Source organism: Sphingopyxis sp. PET50 (assembly GCF_025244705.1).
Classification (GTDB): Bacteria; Pseudomonadota; Alphaproteobacteria; order Sphingomonadales; family Sphingomonadaceae; genus Sphingopyxis.
This window is the reverse complement of record NZ_CP104207.1, coordinates 933,407-947,509: the sequence shown is the minus strand read 5'-3', so window position 1 is coordinate 947,509 and position 14,103 is coordinate 933,407. Positions and strand designations below refer to the sequence as shown.

13 protein-coding genes and 3 pseudogenes are annotated in these 14,103 nt (G+C 66.2%); 10 read left to right on the top strand and 6 right to left on the bottom strand.

Annotated features, from left to right (window positions below; genetic code table 11):
- Nucleotide 1: 1 nt before the first annotated feature.
- Nucleotides 2-1,093 carry an acyl-CoA dehydrogenase family protein gene (locus N0A20_RS04885; protein WP_260582860.1) on the bottom strand — a complete coding sequence of 364 codons (1,092 nt, stop codon included), beginning with the start codon at nt 1,091-1,093 and terminating at the stop codon, nt 2-4.
- Nucleotides 1,094-1,184: 91 nt separating this feature from the next.
- Between N0A20_RS04885 and N0A20_RS04880 the strand changes: the two are divergent.
- The 6 genes and pseudogenes from N0A20_RS04880 (at nt 1,185) to N0A20_RS04855 (ending at nt 6,603) form a co-directional block, all read left to right on the top strand.
- A pseudogene (locus N0A20_RS04880) lies at nt 1,185-1,987 on the top strand (enoyl-CoA hydratase/isomerase family protein).
- Nucleotides 1,988-2,228: 241 nt separating this feature from the next.
- Nucleotides 2,229-2,924 carry an acyl-CoA dehydrogenase family protein gene (locus tag N0A20_RS04875; protein WP_260582859.1) on the top strand — a complete coding sequence of 232 codons (696 nt, stop codon included), beginning with the start codon at nt 2,229-2,231 and terminating at the stop codon, nt 2,922-2,924.
- A complete protein-coding gene (locus N0A20_RS04870) occupies nt 2,908-3,324 on the top strand; it encodes an acyl-CoA dehydrogenase family protein (protein ID WP_260582858.1) in 417 nt (138 codons plus the stop codon). The genes N0A20_RS04875 and N0A20_RS04870 overlap by 17 nt, the downstream gene beginning before the upstream one ends.
- Nucleotides 3,321-4,526, top strand: coding sequence for an acyl-CoA dehydrogenase family protein (locus tag N0A20_RS04865; RefSeq protein ID WP_260582857.1), 1,206 nt, complete (start codon nt 3,321-3,323; stop codon nt 4,524-4,526). Before N0A20_RS04870 ends, N0A20_RS04865 begins: the two co-directional genes overlap by 4 nt.
- Before the next feature lie 11 nt (nt 4,527-4,537).
- Nucleotides 4,538-5,320, top strand: coding sequence for an SDR family NAD(P)-dependent oxidoreductase (locus N0A20_RS04860; RefSeq protein WP_260582856.1), 783 nt, complete (start codon nt 4,538-4,540; stop codon nt 5,318-5,320).
- Between the two features lie 32 nt (nt 5,321-5,352).
- Nucleotides 5,353-6,603: an acetyl-CoA C-acetyltransferase gene (locus N0A20_RS04855; RefSeq protein ID WP_260582855.1), complete on the top strand. Its 1,251-nt coding sequence runs from the start codon at nt 5,353-5,355 to the stop codon at nt 6,601-6,603.
- Nucleotides 6,604-6,642: 39 nt separating this feature from the next.
- On the opposite strand, the gene N0A20_RS04850 is transcribed toward N0A20_RS04855, so the two are convergent.
- From N0A20_RS04850 to N0A20_RS04840, 3 genes and pseudogenes are all read right to left on the bottom strand, one after another.
- Nucleotides 6,643-7,149: an alkaline phosphatase PhoX gene (locus tag N0A20_RS04850; RefSeq protein WP_260582854.1), complete on the bottom strand. Its 507-nt coding sequence runs from the start codon at nt 7,147-7,149 to the stop codon at nt 6,643-6,645.
- Between the two features lie 127 nt (nt 7,150-7,276).
- Nucleotides 7,277-7,963, bottom strand: a pseudogene (locus tag N0A20_RS04845) (alkaline phosphatase PhoX); the annotation flags it as partial.
- A gap of 335 nt (nt 7,964-8,298) precedes the next feature.
- Nucleotides 8,299-9,047, bottom strand: a protein-coding gene (locus tag N0A20_RS04840) for an IS5 family transposase (protein WP_260581104.1) whose coding sequence is annotated in 2 segments (ribosomal slippage) — nt 8,299-8,720 and nt 8,720-9,047 — 750 coding nt in all. Because the reading frame shifts where the segments join, the coding sequence is not laid out codon by codon here.
- 286 nt (nt 9,048-9,333) lie between these two features.
- On the opposite strand from N0A20_RS04840, the gene N0A20_RS04835 reads away from it, so the two are divergent.
- The 4 genes and pseudogenes from N0A20_RS04835 to N0A20_RS04825 all read left to right on the top strand — a co-directional run bounded on the left by N0A20_RS04835 (nt 9,334) and on the right by N0A20_RS04825 (nt 12,106).
- The gene (locus N0A20_RS04835) at nt 9,334-10,464 is read left to right on the top strand and encodes a CaiB/BaiF CoA transferase family protein (RefSeq protein WP_260582853.1); all 1,131 of its coding nucleotides are present in this window, start codon (nt 9,334-9,336) and stop codon (nt 10,462-10,464) included.
- 55 nt (nt 10,465-10,519) lie between these two features.
- Nucleotides 10,520-10,648 (top strand): annotated as a pseudogene (locus tag N0A20_RS20010) (enoyl-CoA hydratase); the annotation flags it as partial.
- A 79-nt stretch (nt 10,649-10,727) separates the two neighbouring features.
- The gene (locus N0A20_RS04830; protein ID WP_312846600.1) at nt 10,728-11,324 is read left to right on the top strand and encodes an enoyl-CoA hydratase-related protein; all 597 of its coding nucleotides are present in this window, start codon (nt 10,728-10,730) and stop codon (nt 11,322-11,324) included.
- Between the two features lie 2 nt (nt 11,325-11,326).
- Nucleotides 11,327-12,106 carry a tyrosine-protein phosphatase gene (locus tag N0A20_RS04825; RefSeq protein ID WP_260582852.1) on the top strand — a complete coding sequence of 260 codons (780 nt, stop codon included), beginning with the start codon at nt 11,327-11,329 and terminating at the stop codon, nt 12,104-12,106.
- Between the two features lie 131 nt (nt 12,107-12,237).
- On the opposite strand, the gene N0A20_RS04820 is transcribed toward N0A20_RS04825, so the two are convergent.
- Together N0A20_RS04820 and N0A20_RS04815 are read right to left on the bottom strand one after the other, a co-directional pair.
- The gene (locus N0A20_RS04820) at nt 12,238-13,563 is read right to left on the bottom strand and encodes a metal-dependent hydrolase family protein (RefSeq protein ID WP_260582851.1); all 1,326 of its coding nucleotides are present in this window, start codon (nt 13,561-13,563) and stop codon (nt 12,238-12,240) included.
- 116 nt (nt 13,564-13,679) lie between these two features.
- Entirely contained in the window at nt 13,680-14,060 is a 381-nt protein-coding gene (locus N0A20_RS04815) for a hypothetical protein (RefSeq protein ID WP_260582850.1), read from the bottom strand.
- Nucleotides 14,061-14,103 lie beyond the last annotated feature (43 nt).

The following is a 14,103-nucleotide window of genomic DNA, read 5'->3' as shown; positions in this document are numbered from 1 at the left end:
CTTACGCTGCTTTCGCCTGGCTGCCCGGCTGCGCGTTCAGCAGCCGGTCGGCCCAATAGCCCCGCCCGCCGAGATGCACCGCGAGCATCCGTTCGCGCCGGTAATAGAAATGGCAGTTCGCCTCGAAGGTATAGCCGATGCCGCCATGCACCTGCAGATTCTCGCGCGCCGCCATCTCGAAGCATTTGATCCCCGAAAGCCGCGCCGCCGCCGCCGCCGCGGGCAGATCGTCGGGTGAGGATTCGGCGGCCCAGCCGCCATAATAGGCGTTCGAGCGCGCCAGTTCGGTCGCCACCGCAACGTCGGCGAGCTTGTGCTTGATCGCCTGATAGCTCGCGAGCGGGCGGCCGAACATCTGGCGCTCCATCGCATAGTCGCGCGCCATGTGGAGGCAGGCATCGGCGGCGCCCACGGCCTCGAACGCCGCCTGCACGGCCGCCTGGTCGATCAGCCGGTCGAGTTTGCCCACGCCGGACATCGGCTCTGCGGCGGCATCTGCGAAGTCGAGGCGATAGTGCGGGCGAAGCTGGTCGAAGCTGTCGAGTTTCGTGCGGATGACGCCGGGCTGGTCGAGTTCGACGAGTGCGAAGGCGCCGCCCGCGGCGAGCACCACCGCGATGTCGGCGATGCCGGCATCGGCAACCGGCGCCTTGCTGCCATTGAGCTTGCCGCTCTCCAGATTCGCGCCAGTCGCGAACACCGGCCCCGGCCCCTCGGCGTAGGCGAAGGTGGCGACCGCCTCGCCGCTCGCCAGCCTGGGCAGCCACGCCGCCTTCTGTGCCTCGCTGCCCGCCAGCCGGATCGCCTCGGCGGCGAGGACGATCGAACTCATGATAGGCACCGCCGCATTGGCGCCGCCCAGCGCCTCCATGATCACGCCAAGATCAAGCGCGCCGAGCCCCAGCCCGCCATGCTCCTCGGGGATCGCGGCGCCGAGAAAACCCATTTCGGCGAGCGCGCGCCACAAGGGCTCGTCCCATTCGGCGCCCGAATCGATCAAGGTTCGCAGCCGGTCGAAGGACGACAGGTCCGAAAGCAGCGCGCGGGCTTGCTCGCCGAGCATTTTCTGTTCATCGCTAAGGTCGAAATTCATCGCAGGCCTTGCCCCTCCATATCGGTCTGTGTCATAGCGAGTTGTATAACTAGGTCAACCATGACAAGCGCCGGGAGAGGAGCCGCAGGCCATGCATTATGAAACCATCCTGGTCGATGTCGCCGACCATGTCGCGACGATCACGATCAATCGCCCGGAGGCGATGAACAGCTTTACCAGGCAGATGATGGACGAATTCGCGCATCTGTGGAAGTGGGTCGGCGGCAACGACGATATCCACTGCAGCGTTCTGCGCGCGGCGCCGGGCAAGGCCTGGTGCACCGGGGTCGACGTCAAGGAATCGCAGAAGGAAGGCGGCACCGTCGTCGACCTCGCCAACATCTGGCATTGCGAGGATCCGGGCAATTACCTGGGCCCCAAGTCGATGAAATGCTGGAAGCCGGTGATCGCGGCGGTGCACGGCATGGCCATGCCGGCGGCGCCTTTTACTGGCTCAACGAGAGCGACATCATCATCTGCTCCGAGGACGCGACCTTCTTCGACCCGCATGTCACCTATGGCATGACGAGCGCGCTCGAGCCGATCGGTATGACCTATCATATGCCCCTGCACGACGTGCTGCGCATGGTGCTGCTCGGCAATGACGAGCGCATCGGCGCGGGCACCGCGCTGCGGATCGGCCTGGTCAGCGAGATCACGACGCTCGAGGATTTGTGGCCGCGCGCCGCCGAACTGGCAGCGACGATCGCCGCCAAGCCGCCCGCCGCGACCGCGGGGTCGGTCAAGGCGATCTGGGAATCGCTCGATCTTCCCCGCTCGGTCGCGCTGCAACAGGGCCTCAAATATTGCCAGATCGGCAATCCGGTCGGCGTGCCGCAGGTCGACCGCGCCGCGCTGATGGCCGACAAGGCGAAGAAATATACGGTGCGGTAGAGGCAGAGGGATCGAACATGCATCGTCGGTGCGAGGAAAATAGGGACAGTCCCCACTATCGGACAGGAAGCGCGTTTCCGGTGGTGGCGCTTTCTATCTTGGAGGGGACTGTCCCTATTTTCCCATCCACCGCCGTTTGTTCGATCCCTTTTTCCAAGGGACGTAGCGTCAATTCTACTTGACGTTTACGTCAACGTCCGGTTGGGTGTTTCCATAAAATAGGGTGAGGACTCGAACGCGCATGTCGATTCTGTACGACGAAGGCCAGCAAGCGATCGCGACCGAATCGCGACGCGTGCTCGAAGCCCGGGTGAACAAGGACGAGCTGCTGGCGCTGCTCGAAACCACCGGCCAATATCATGACGCTTTCTGGACGACGGCGAAGGAACAGGGATGGACCGCCCTCGCCCTGCCCGAAGCCTATGGCGGGCTCGACCTTGGCCTCGTCGAACTGGGGCTGATCGCGCATCAGGCGGGCCGTTCGCTGAGCGGCGCGCCCTTCCTGACCTCCGGCTTCGGCGCCGCCAAGGCGATCGAGCTATACGGAACCGACGCGCAGAAGGCGAAATGGCTCCCCGGCCTCGCAAGCGGCGAGACGATCGGCGCCGTCGCCTTCGCGTCCGGCCCCGACGCCCTGCCCGCCCGTCCGGCGGTGACGCTGACCGGCGACCGGCTCGACGGGACCGCGACCGGCGTCTCCGGCGGGCTCGCTGCGGACATTGCGGTGGTGTTCGCCAACGGACCCGGCATCGCCGGCGCTCGTCGTCGCCGAACTCGCGGGCGTGGAGCGCAAGGCGATCGGCAGTTTCGACAACAGCCGCCTTTTCGCCGACATCGTCTTTTCGCGGACGCCGTCCGAAACGCTCGTCGGGGGCGCCGCCGCGCGGGATGCCGCGCTCCATATCCTCGCCCTGCAGGCGGTGATCACCGCGCATGAACAGACCGGCGGCGCCGAAGCGATGATGGAGATCGCGCGCGACTATGCCGTCACCCGCCGCGCCTTCGGCCAGCCGATCGGCGCCTTCCAGTCGATCAAGCACCGCATCGCCGAGCTTTACGGACTCGTCGAACTGGCGCGCGCGAACTGCATCCATGCGGCCTCGCGCGAAGGCCAGGCCGATTTCATCACCGCCGCAGCCGCCGCGCGCATCTCGGCGACCGAGGCCTATGACAGCGCGTCGCGCGACTGCGTGCAGATTCATGGCGGCATCGGCGTGACGTGGGAGCTGGGGCTCCACCTTCATACGCGCCGCGCGCGCAGCCTCGCGATCGAGCAGGGCAACCTGCTGTTCTGGGAAGACATATTGGTCGATCGCCTGACAGGAGCAGCCGCATGAGCGATCTCGAAGCCTATCGCGCCAGGGCGGACGCCTGGCTGCGCTCGATGGTGCCGGCCTATGGCAAGGACGCGCGCAAGGGCCTGTCCGAAGCCGACGACCTAGCCCTCGCGCGCCAATATCAGCGCGCCAAGTTCGATGCGGGCTATGCCGGGATCAACTGGCCGACCGAATATGGCGGCCAGGGTCTCGGCCACCTCGAAAAGGTCACCTTCGATACCGAGGAGATGAAGCACGGCTTCCCAAGCTTCTATTTCGGCATCTCGCTCGGCATGCCGATCCCGGTGCTGATGCAGTTCGGCAGCGACAAGGCGTTCGTCAAGGAACGGGTGCTCAAAGCGCTGAAGGGCGAGGAAATCTGGTGTCAGCTCTTCTCCGAACCCGCGGGCGGTTCCGACCTTGCGGGCCTGCGCACCCGCGCCGAGCAGGACGGAAACGGCTGGAAGATCAACGGCCAGAAGGTGTGGACGAGCTGGGCGCAGTACAGCGACTATGGCGTCATCGTCGTGCGCACCGACCCGAATGTGCCGAAGCACAAGGGGCTCACTTATTTCTGGGTCGACATGAAGGCGCCGGGCGTCACCGTGCGCCCGATCAAGCTCGTCGGCGGCGACAGCCACGTCAACGAGGTGTTCTTCGACGATGTGAAGATCAGCGACGATCATCGCATGTCGCCGGTCGGCGGCGGCTTCGCGGTCGCCATCGCGACTTTGATGATCGAACGCTATGTCGCGACCGACAGCGCGGGTTTCGGTCCGCACCTCGACCTGTTCGTCGATCTCGCGAAAGAGACCCGACTCAACGGCAAACCCGCGATCGCGGACGGGCGTATCCGCCAGCAGATCGCGCGCAACTATGCGATGCGCAGCGGCCTCCAGTCGATCACCGCGCGCGCGATGGCGATGATGCAGGCGGGCATGACGCCCGGCCCCGAAGGCTCGCTCAACAAGCTGGTCGCGGTGCGCTCGCGCCAGAAACTGTCCGAACTCGCGATCGACCTCCAGGGATCGGGCGGCTTCCATTACGACGACCACGCCTCGCAGAAGGAGGATTGGACGGCGAGCTGGATCAACGCCCCCACCGGCCGCATCGCGGGCGGGTCGGACGAGACCTTGCTCAACACCATCGCCGAAAAGATTCTCGGCCTGCCGCAGGATCACCGCCCCGACAAGGGCGTGCCGTTCAACCAGATTCCGGCCTGAGGAGGAGCGCCATGAAGATCGATTCCAGCACCGCCGCCGTCGTCACCGGCGGGGCTTCGGGCCTCGGCCGCGCCACCGCCGAAGCGCTCGCCGCATCGGGGGTCAAGGTTGCGATCTTCGACATCAACGACGCGCTCGGTGAAGAAGTCGCGGCGGCGATCGGCGGGCTGTTCGTCCATGTCGATATCACCGACGAACAGTCGGTGCTCGACGGCTATGCCACCGCGCGCGCCACGCACGGGCAGGAACGTGTGTGCGTCCACTGCGCGATGACCTCGCGCCGGGGCAAGACGCTGGCGTTCGACAAGGCCAGCGGCACCTTCCGCCGCACCCCGACCGAGGATTATGCCTATGGCGTCGCGGGCATATTGACCGCCAGCTACCGCATCGCGTCGATTTCGGCCGAAGGCATGGCGACGCTGCCCGAACTCGAAGACGGCGAGCGCGGCGCGATCATCCTCACCGCGTCGGTCGCGGCGCAGGACGCACAGATCGGCCAGGTCATCTATGGGTCGGCGAAGGCGGGCGTGAACGGCCTCGTCCTGCCGATGGCGCGCGACCTGATGGACCTTGGTATCCGCGTCAATGCGATCATGCCCGGCGTGTTCAAGACGCCGCTGGTCGCCGACCTGCCCGAACCCGTGCTCGCCAGCCTCGGCGCCTCCGTTCCCTTCCCCAAGCGGCTCGGCAAGGCAGAGGAATATGCCAGCCTCGCGATGGAGATGGTCCGCAACAGCTATTTCAACGGCCAGGCGGTGCGCCTCGACGGCGCGATCAGAATGGCCCCGCGTTAATCCTCAAACTCCCCTCGAAGAAGGAACCTGTGATGTCCGAAGCCTATATCATCGACGCCGTCCGCACCCCGCGCGGGATCGGCAAGCCCGGCAAGGGCGCGCTGTCGCATCTTCACCCGCAACATCTCGCCGCGACGGTGCTGAAGGCGATCAAGGAGCGCAACAATCTCGACACGTCGACCGTCGACGACATCATCTGGTCGACCTCGACGCAGAAGGGCAAGCAGGGCGGCGACCTCGGCCGCATGGCGGCGCTCGCCGCGGGCTATGACACCACGGCGTCGGGCACGACGCTCGACCGCTTCTGCGGCGGCGGCATCAGCACGGTGAACTTCGCCGCGGCGACCGTGATGTCGGGCATGGAGGATTGCGTCATCGCCGGCGGCACCGAGATGATGAGCTACACCGCGCAGATCGGCGCCGAGGAAGCCAATGCGGGCCTCAAGCCGCTCGGCATGGGGTCGGGCAACGCCGCGCTCGACGCGATCCATCCGCAGTCGCACCAGGGCGTGTGCGGCGACGCGATCGCCGCGCTCGAAGGCATCAGCCGCGAAGCGCTCGACGCACTCGCGCTCGAAAGCCAGCGCAAGGCCGACATCGCGATCAAGGAAGGCCGCTTCGCCAAAAGCCTCGTCCCCGTCTATAACGAGGACGGTTCGGTCGCGCTCGACCGCGAGGAATTTCCGCGCCCCGAAACCACCGCCGAAGGCCTCGCCGCGCTGAAGCCGAGCTTCGAGGCGCTCAAGGACTTCGACCTCGGCGGCGGGGTGACCTTCGCCAAGCAGATCCAGCGCCGCTACCCGGACCTGACATGGACCGGCGTCCATCATGCGGGCAATTCGTCGGGTGTCGTCGACGGCGCCGCCGCGGTTTTGATCGCGTCGAAGGATTATGCCGACAAGCACGGCCTGAAGCCGCGCGCGCGCGTCGTCGCCTATGCCAACCAGGGCGACGATCCGACGCTGATGCTCAACGCCCCCGTCCCGGCGGCGAAGAAGGTGCTGGAAAAGGCCGGCCTGACCAAGGACGACATCGACGTCTGGGAAATCAACGAGGCCTTCGCCGTTGTCGCGGAAAAATTCATGCGCGATCTCGATCTCGACCGCAGCAAGGTGAACATTAACGGCGGCGCCTGCGCGCTCGGTCACCCGATCGGCGCGACCGGATCGATCCTGATCGGCACCGCGCTCGACGAACTCGAACGTTCGGGCGGCCGTTATGGGCTCGTCACCATGTGCGCCGCGGGCGGCATGGCGCCGACGATCATCATCGAACGGATCTGACGACCAATCTCCCCTCCCGCTTGCGGGAGGGGGACAGGTTCAGAACGGCCCGCGTACCGCGATCGTCCGGGCCGGATTGTATAGGTTCAGGAACATCGTCTTGCCGTCGGGCGCGAAGCAGACGCCCGAAACCTTGGTCGCCGCGCTCACCCGGGCGAAGGAATAGACCTTCCCCTCGGGCGTCACGCCGCGCAGCCAATTGTCGGGCCGGCTACCGCGCCGGTCCTCGCAGACGATCAGGTCGCCGTTGGGCGCGATGCTGAGGTTGTCGCCGAAGCTGAAATGTTCGGGATCGCTTGTTTCGAGGAACAGTTGCAGCTGTCCCGGATGCGCCGCCTCTTCCACCCTGCCCTCGACCGGCGACGGACGATAGCGCATGATCTGCCCGCGCCGCGCCGGACCGCCCGAGGTGCAAGTGAAATAAATCTCGCCGTCGCCGCCGTGGATACCCTCGCCGCGCGCGAAGATCGTCGCGCCGGCGCGTGCGCCGCGCTTGCGCAGATCGTCCTTCGGGCTTTCGACCTTGTCGAGGTCGATCCAGCGCACATCGTGCCAGCCGCCGCTCGCCAGCACCGGGCGTGTCCAGTTGCGCGTGTCGGCAAGCGCCGGGTCGAGCAGCGCGAGCCGCCTGCAGCCAGCCGCCCTTGTGGAGCTGGCCCGGCACCGCGGGAAGGAAGCGGTAGAAGAGGCTGTCCTGCCGGTCCTCGGTCATATAGACCGCTCCGCTCGCCGGGTCGACGACCGCTGCCTCATGGTTGAAGCGCCCCATCGCCTTGATCGGCTCGGCGGCGACCAGCCCGCCGGGCGCGACGGGCATTTCGAACACCCAGCCATGGTCTTCCTTGTGCAACCCGCCACCGCGCGAGACATCCTCCTCGCAGCTCAGCCAGGTGCCCCAGGGGGTGATGCCGCCCGAGCAATTATGGATCGTGCCGACGAGCGACAGATATTGCTCCTCGACCGCGAGGCTCGCGGGGTCGAGGATAATCGTCGACACGCCGCCCGGCAGGGCCTCGCCGCTGCCTGCGCGGTAGCAGTCGAACGCCGCCGCGTCGCCGCTGGTCCCGACCGGACAGGCGCCGTGCTTCAGCTCGTCCGCGCCGAGTTCATGGTTGCGCATCAGGCACAGCCGCCCATCGGGCAGCGCCATGCAGCCCATGCCGTCGGCGCTGTTGGGCACCTGCCGTCCGTCGCTCATCGTCTGGCCGAACTGCGAAACGATCTTGTACGAAAAGCCGCGCGGCAGGTCGAGGATGCGCGCCGGGTCGGGGACCGGTGCCCCGAAGCGGTTTCCTTCGGCAAGGATCGCGGCGGAGACATGGCGGCTGTGAAGGGCGAGGCCGGCAAAGGCTGCGGCCATCAGCCCCTTGGCAAAGCCGCGGCGATCGAGTGCGATGGAGGCCCGTTCCATGGCCGCGCGATAAGGTCATCAGGTGACAGACAGGCTGCGGAAGTCTGACAGTTTGGCGACATTTTGAAGTTGGCTGGCACATTAGTGCAATATTCCAAAAGGCGCCGTTGGTGCCGAGGCTGTGGGCCGCGATTATGTTCCTTGCAAACATGTTGGCCGAACGGCCGAGGGCGGGCGGGAGGGGAAATAAAGCCCCTCCCCTTCAGGGGAGGGGTTGGGGTGGGGTCCATCGGCCTTGCGCAAGGCCGATGGACCCCACCCGCTGCGACTAGGCTCAGGACTCATTAAATCCAAAAGAGGAAGATGGCGGCGAAGGTGATGGCTGCGAGGAAGATGTCGGCGCATCGGTCGTAGCGGGTGTGGATGCGGCGCCAGTCCTTGAGGCGAGCGAAGAGGTTTTCGATTTTATGTCTCTGGCGATAGAGATTTTTATCGTAGCAGTTCTGGACCTTATGGCTGCGATGGGGCGGGATGCAGGCCGCGATGCCCCTGTCGGCGAGAGTTTTGCGGAACCAGCGCGAAGCATAGGCTCGATCGCCGATGAGGCGTTCGGCTTCGGGCATGATCTTGACCAGAGCCTCCGCACCTTTGTGGTCGCTGCGCTGGCCTTCGGTGAGGTGGAGCCGCAAGGGACGTCCCCGGCCATCGCACAGCACATGCAGCTTGGTGGTCAGCCCGCCCCGGCTGCGTCCGATACATCGGGGTAGAGCCCCTTTTTGAGCAGGCTGGCGGCGGTGCGATGCGCCTTGAGGTGGGTCGCGTCGATCATCAGAACCCCGTCGCCATCCCTGGCCAGTTCGGCGAAGATACGGTTGAACACCCCTAACCGGCTCCAGCGGATGAAGCGGTTGTAGATCGTCTTGTGCGGCCCGTAGCCCGCCGGCGCGTCGCGCCAGCGCAGACCGTTGCGGATCACGAACAAGATCCCGCTCAATATCCGACGGTCATCGACCCGCGGCACTCCATGCGACAGCGGAAAATACCCCTCGATCCGGCGCATCTGCGCCTCACTCAGCAGCAACAAGTCACTCATGGCAGCACCTCCGGCCACCTTGAATCAAACCCGAACCTAACGCGCAAGCATTTTAATAGGTCCTGAGCCTAGGCAGCAAGCTGCCAAGTCTCGCTGCCCTCCCCTGAAGGGGAGGGCGTGGCGTTTATCCGAACGTCCGCCTTCCACCCCGATCCTGCCGTTCGACGGTCGCATTGCAAAGGACATAAACGCCAAAGAAATCCTATCCCGTCATGAGGCGGGTTGGCACTTGCGCTGCCCCTTCCGCGTCGGCATGGCCGAGGAAAGATAACGGGAGAAGACAGACATGGCAGGTCCGCTACAGGGTATCCGCATCATCGAATTCGCCGGCATCGGCCCCGGCCCCTTCTGCGGCATGATGCTCGCCGATCACGGCGCCGAAGTGATCCGCATCGACCGCCCCGGCGGCTTCATGGACCCGCGCGATCCGCTGTCGCGCAACCGCACCTCGATCTCGCTCGACATGAAGAATCCCGAAGCCGTCCAGGTCGCCCGCGACCTGTGCAAAAGCGCCGACGGCATCATCGAGGGCTATCGCCCCGGCGTGATGGAGCGGCTTGGGCTCGGCCCCGATGTGCTGCTCGGCGACAATCCGAAGCTCGTCTATGGCCGCATGACCGGCTGGGGCCAGTTCGGCCCCTATGCGCAGGCGGCGGGGCACGACATCAACTATATCTCGCTGTCGGGGGTGCTCCACACGGTGGGCCGCGCGGGCGAGAAGCCGGTGCCGCCGGTCAATTATGTCGGCGACTTCGGCGGCGGCGGGATGATGCTGGCCTTCGGCATGTCGAGCGCGCTGCTCCACGCCGCGAAGACGGGTCAGGGTCAGGTGATCGACTGCGCGATGACCGACGGTTCGGCGCTGCTCGCGGGCATGACATGGTGGTTCCACGGTGCCGGGATGATCAAGGACGAAGCGGGAGTGAACCGGCTCGACGGCGGCGCCCCCTATTACGACACCTACACCTGCAGCGACGGCAAGTTCATCTCGATCGGGTCGATCGAACCGCAATTCTATGCACTGCTGCGCGAAAAGACGGGGCTCGATGCCGACCCCGCGTTCGACGTGCAGGACGATCAGGAAAATTGGCCCGCCAAGAAGGCCAAGGTCGCGGCGCTGTTCGCGACCAGAACGCGCGACGAATGGTGCGAGCTGATGGAAATGACCGATGTCTGTTTCGCGCCCGTGCTGTCGCTGAGCGAGGCGCCACATCATCCGCACAATGTCGAGCGCGAAACCTTCGTCACCGTCGCCGGCGTGCCGCATCCGGCGCCAGCGCCGCGCTATTCGGCGACCGTCAACGACACACCGCGCCCCGCGCCCACCGTGGGCGGCGACGGCGATGCCGTGCTCGCCAAACTCGGTTACGACGCCGGGAAGATCGCGGCGCTGCGCAGCGGCGGCGCGGTGCGCTGAACTTGCACGCGGCGGGAGCGAGGCGTAGCCTGCGGCCGCCGGTAAGGAGAAGAAGATGGGCGAATTTCTGAGCGTCGAGCGGCGCGGCAAGATCGCGATCCTGACGATGATCAAGCCCGAGAGCATGAACGCGATCGGCACCCACGCGGATTGCCAGGACATCATCGACACGCTGCGCGACCTCGGCGACGACCGCGGCGTCAGCGCGATCATCCTGACCGGCAGCGGCAAGGCGTTCAGCGCCGAGCGGCAACCTGAAAGGGATGCAGGACCGCACCGGCATCGGGGTGCTCGACCAGCCCGATCTGACCCGCGCCAATTACCGCAAGGGCGTGCAGGCGGTGATCCGCGCGTTGATGGACTGCGAGGTGCCGATGATCGCCGCGGTCAACGGCCACGCGATCGGCCTCGGCTGCGACCTCGCCTGCACCTGCGACATCCGCATCGCCGCCGAGAGCGCGAAATTCGCGTGCAGCTTCATCAAGGTCGGCATCGTCCCCGGCGACGGCGGTGCGTGGCTGCTGCAACGCGTGCTCGGCTATCCGCGCGCCGCCGAGTTGTTCCTGACCGGCGACCGGTTCGACGCGGCGCAGGCGAAGGACTATGGCCTCGTCACCGAAGTCGTGCCCGACGGGGAATTGCTCGACCGCGCCATCGCGATCGCCGAACGGATCGTCTGCAATCCTCCCCGCGCGCTCCGGCTCACCAAGCGGCTGATGCGCGAGGCGCAGCACAGCCGGATGAGCGACATCCTCGAACTCAGCGCCGCCTATCAGGCGATCGTCCACGAAACCGCCGACAACCGCGAGGCGATCAACGCCTTCGTCGAGAAACGCCCGCCCGTTTTCACAGGAGACTGACCATGCTCGCCGAGCGCGTCCTGCCGCTGTCCGGCATCCACAATTTCCGCGACTATGGCGGCTACGACGTCGAGGGCGGTGGGACATTGCGGAGCGGCGTGCTGTGGCGTTCGGCACATCACGAGGCGGCGACCGACGACGATCTTGCCGCATTCGACGCGCTGGGGATCGAGACGGTGATCGACCTGCGCGGCGACGACGAACGCGAGATGCATCCGTGCCGCCGCAGCGGCAATTTCAGCGCCCGCGTCCTGTTCGCGGGCGGCCAGACCGCCGGGCTGGCGCCGCACCTGCAGGCGGCGGGCGGGGCGATCGACGTCGAGACGGCGCGGGCGCGGATGATCGACACCTATGCCGGCATGCCGTACCGCCCGGCGCTCGTCGCGACGCTGCGGCTCTATCTGTCGGCGCTCGCCGAATATGATGCGCCCAGCCTCGTCCACTGCGTCGCGGGCAAGGACCGCACCGGGTTTGCGGTGGCGGTGGTCCACCGCCTGCTCGGCGTGCATGAGGACGACGTGATGCAGGACTATCTGCTCACCAACAGCGCAGGCAAGATCGACGAACGGATCGCGCAGGGCGCGGCGCATATCCGGGCGCGCTATGGTGCCGAGATCCAGGAAGACGCGATCCGCGCGCTGATGTCGGTGAACCCCGCCTTTCTCGACGCCGCGCTGGCGACGGTGCGCCGCGACCATGGCGATGTCGCGAGCTATGCCGAGGCGGTGCTGAACCTGACGCCCGAGATGCGCGAGGCGATGGTGGACAGGCTGGTGGTTTGACGGTCGTCGCCAGTTTCCAAAGAATCCGTTTGCCCTGAGCTTGTCGAAGGGCTGTTTCCTTCGAGCGACACAAAAAAGGACGGTGCTTCGACAAGCTCAGCACGAACGGGTCAGGGTTGGGCCGGAAGCGATCAGCCGCCCCCCTTCACCAGCACCCCGCCCTTGACCACCGCATCGACGCTTTCGAGTTCGCGCACATTGGCAAGCGGGTCGCCGTCGACCGCGATGATATCGGCATAGCGGCCGACCGCAATCACCCCGACATCCTTTTCGCGGTCGAGCGCCTCGGCGGCCACCTTGGTCGCCGCCTGGATCGCCTGCAGCGGCGTCATTCCATATTCGACCATCACACGGAACTGGCCGCCGACCTGGCCGTGCGGCATGACCCCGGCATCGGAGGCGAAAACCATCGGCACGCCCGCTTTCACCGCCTTGCGGAAATTGTCGCGCTGGATCTGCGCGATCTCGCGGTCCTTGCGCAGATTATCCTCGAGCACGCCGTTCTTCGCGCCCTCCGCCTGCGTATATTCGGTGTTGTAGATATCCATCGCGAACCACACCGGCTGCTTGCGCGCGAGCGCCATGCGGATGCCCTCGTCGTCGAGCAGGCTGACATGCTCGATCGTGTCGATCCCCGCCGCGATCGCCGCCTTGATCCCGCTCGTGCCATGCGCGTGCGCGGCGACGCGGAGGCCCCACTGGTGCGCTTCGTCGGCGATCGCCTTCAGCTCGTTTTCGGGCACCTGAAGCTGCCCCGGTTCGGTGTTGCGCGAAAAGACGCCACCCGTCGCGCAGACCTTGATGACCTCGGCGCCATATTTGCGTTGGCGGCGCACCTGATAACGCAGTTCGTCGGGCGTATCGCCGATCCCCTCCAGCTTCGCGTCGGGCTTTTCGAAACTCGGCGGGAAATAGGTCGAATCGCAATGCCCGCCGGTCGCGCCGAGCGCATAGCCCGCGGGAACGATGCGCGGGCCGACCGCATAGCCGGCCTCGATCGCCTGCTTCAGCCCGATATCGTTGCGATTGTCCGACCCGACGTTGCGGACCGTCGTGAAACCGGCGTCGAGCATGTCGCGGGCATTCTTGACCGCGGTCATGCCCCAGAAGCTGTCGGTGAATTCGAGGCCGTTGTAGCCGCCGATGTCGGCGGGGCCGTCGAGGTGGACGTGCATGTCGATCAGCCCGGGCAGCAAGGTCCTGTCGCCAAGGTCGATATGCTTGACGTCGGCGCCCCAGCGCACCGTGCGCGCATCGGCGATGCCGGTGATGCGGCCGTCGGCGCCGACGAAGATCGCCGGATAGTCGACCGTCTTGCCGATCAGCACGTCGATGTAGCGCGCGGCGGTGATGACCGTGCTGCCGCTGCCCTGCGCCTGCACCGAGGCCCCTAGAAGCGCGGCGGCGCCAAAGGCGATTCCGCGCAGAAAAGTCCCGAACTTTACACTGGATTGCATGTTTGATCCGCCCCGTTTGTGTGCCCTGACAGGGTGATGGCAAAGGCGGAGAAATTAGGACAGCGGAAAATGCAGCATCGCTTGCCCGGCCTGCCGTAGGCGAGGCTTTCGAGAGGTCAGCCGACCTTGCGCCCGAATTGCGGACGCGGCGCCGGCGGCGGCGCCTCTTCGAGCGCCGGCGGTGCTTCGGCGCGCTGGGCCATATAGCGGGCCAGCGCGGCGTCGGCGTCGAACCCTTCGGTCGCGGGCGGATCAACGTCGATCCTGACGCCGGCACCCGGAACGCGGCTAGTGCCCGACGCGGCGCGGATCAGCTTGAGCAGCGGGCCGATCAGGAAGAGCAGACCGACGATCGCGAGACCGGCGACGGTGGGGCCGAGCCCGATGCCGACGACCTCATCCATCGAATTGCCGCCGACGCGCATGAAATGCCACAGCAGATAGCCGATCCAGGCGACCGGGATCAGGGCGGCGAGCCAGCCGAAGACACCACGCATCCGAAAAATCCTCCACCGTTCGAGCGGCGTGTAGCGCCGGGCG

What these genes read in the sequence shown, in the direction of transcription:
- N0A20_RS04885 (WP_260582860.1), bottom strand. Translation starts at nt 1,093, where the DNA reads ATGAATTTCGACCTTAGCGATGAACAGAAAATGCTCGGCGAGCAAGCC.
- N0A20_RS04875 (WP_260582859.1), top strand. Translation starts at nt 2,229, where the DNA reads ATGTCGATTCTGTACGACGAAGGCCAGCAAGCGATCGCGACCGAATCG.
- N0A20_RS04865 (WP_260582857.1), top strand. Translation starts at nt 3,321, where the DNA reads ATGAGCGATCTCGAAGCCTATCGCGCCAGGGCGGACGCCTGGCTGCGC.
- N0A20_RS04860 (WP_260582856.1), top strand. Translation starts at nt 4,538, where the DNA reads ATGAAGATCGATTCCAGCACCGCCGCCGTCGTCACCGGCGGGGCTTCG.
- N0A20_RS04855 (WP_260582855.1), top strand. Translation starts at nt 5,353, where the DNA reads ATGTCCGAAGCCTATATCATCGACGCCGTCCGCACCCCGCGCGGGATC.
- N0A20_RS04835 (WP_260582853.1), top strand. Translation starts at nt 9,334, where the DNA reads ATGGCAGGTCCGCTACAGGGTATCCGCATCATCGAATTCGCCGGCATC.
- N0A20_RS04830 (WP_312846600.1), top strand. Translation starts at nt 10,728, where the DNA reads ATGCAGGACCGCACCGGCATCGGGGTGCTCGACCAGCCCGATCTGACC.
- N0A20_RS04825 (WP_260582852.1), top strand. Translation starts at nt 11,327, where the DNA reads ATGCTCGCCGAGCGCGTCCTGCCGCTGTCCGGCATCCACAATTTCCGC.
- N0A20_RS04820 (WP_260582851.1), bottom strand. Translation starts at nt 13,563, where the DNA reads ATGCAATCCAGTGTAAAGTTCGGGACTTTTCTGCGCGGAATCGCCTTT.
- N0A20_RS04815 (WP_260582850.1), bottom strand. Translation starts at nt 14,060, where the DNA reads ATGCGTGGTGTCTTCGGCTGGCTCGCCGCCCTGATCCCGGTCGCCTGG.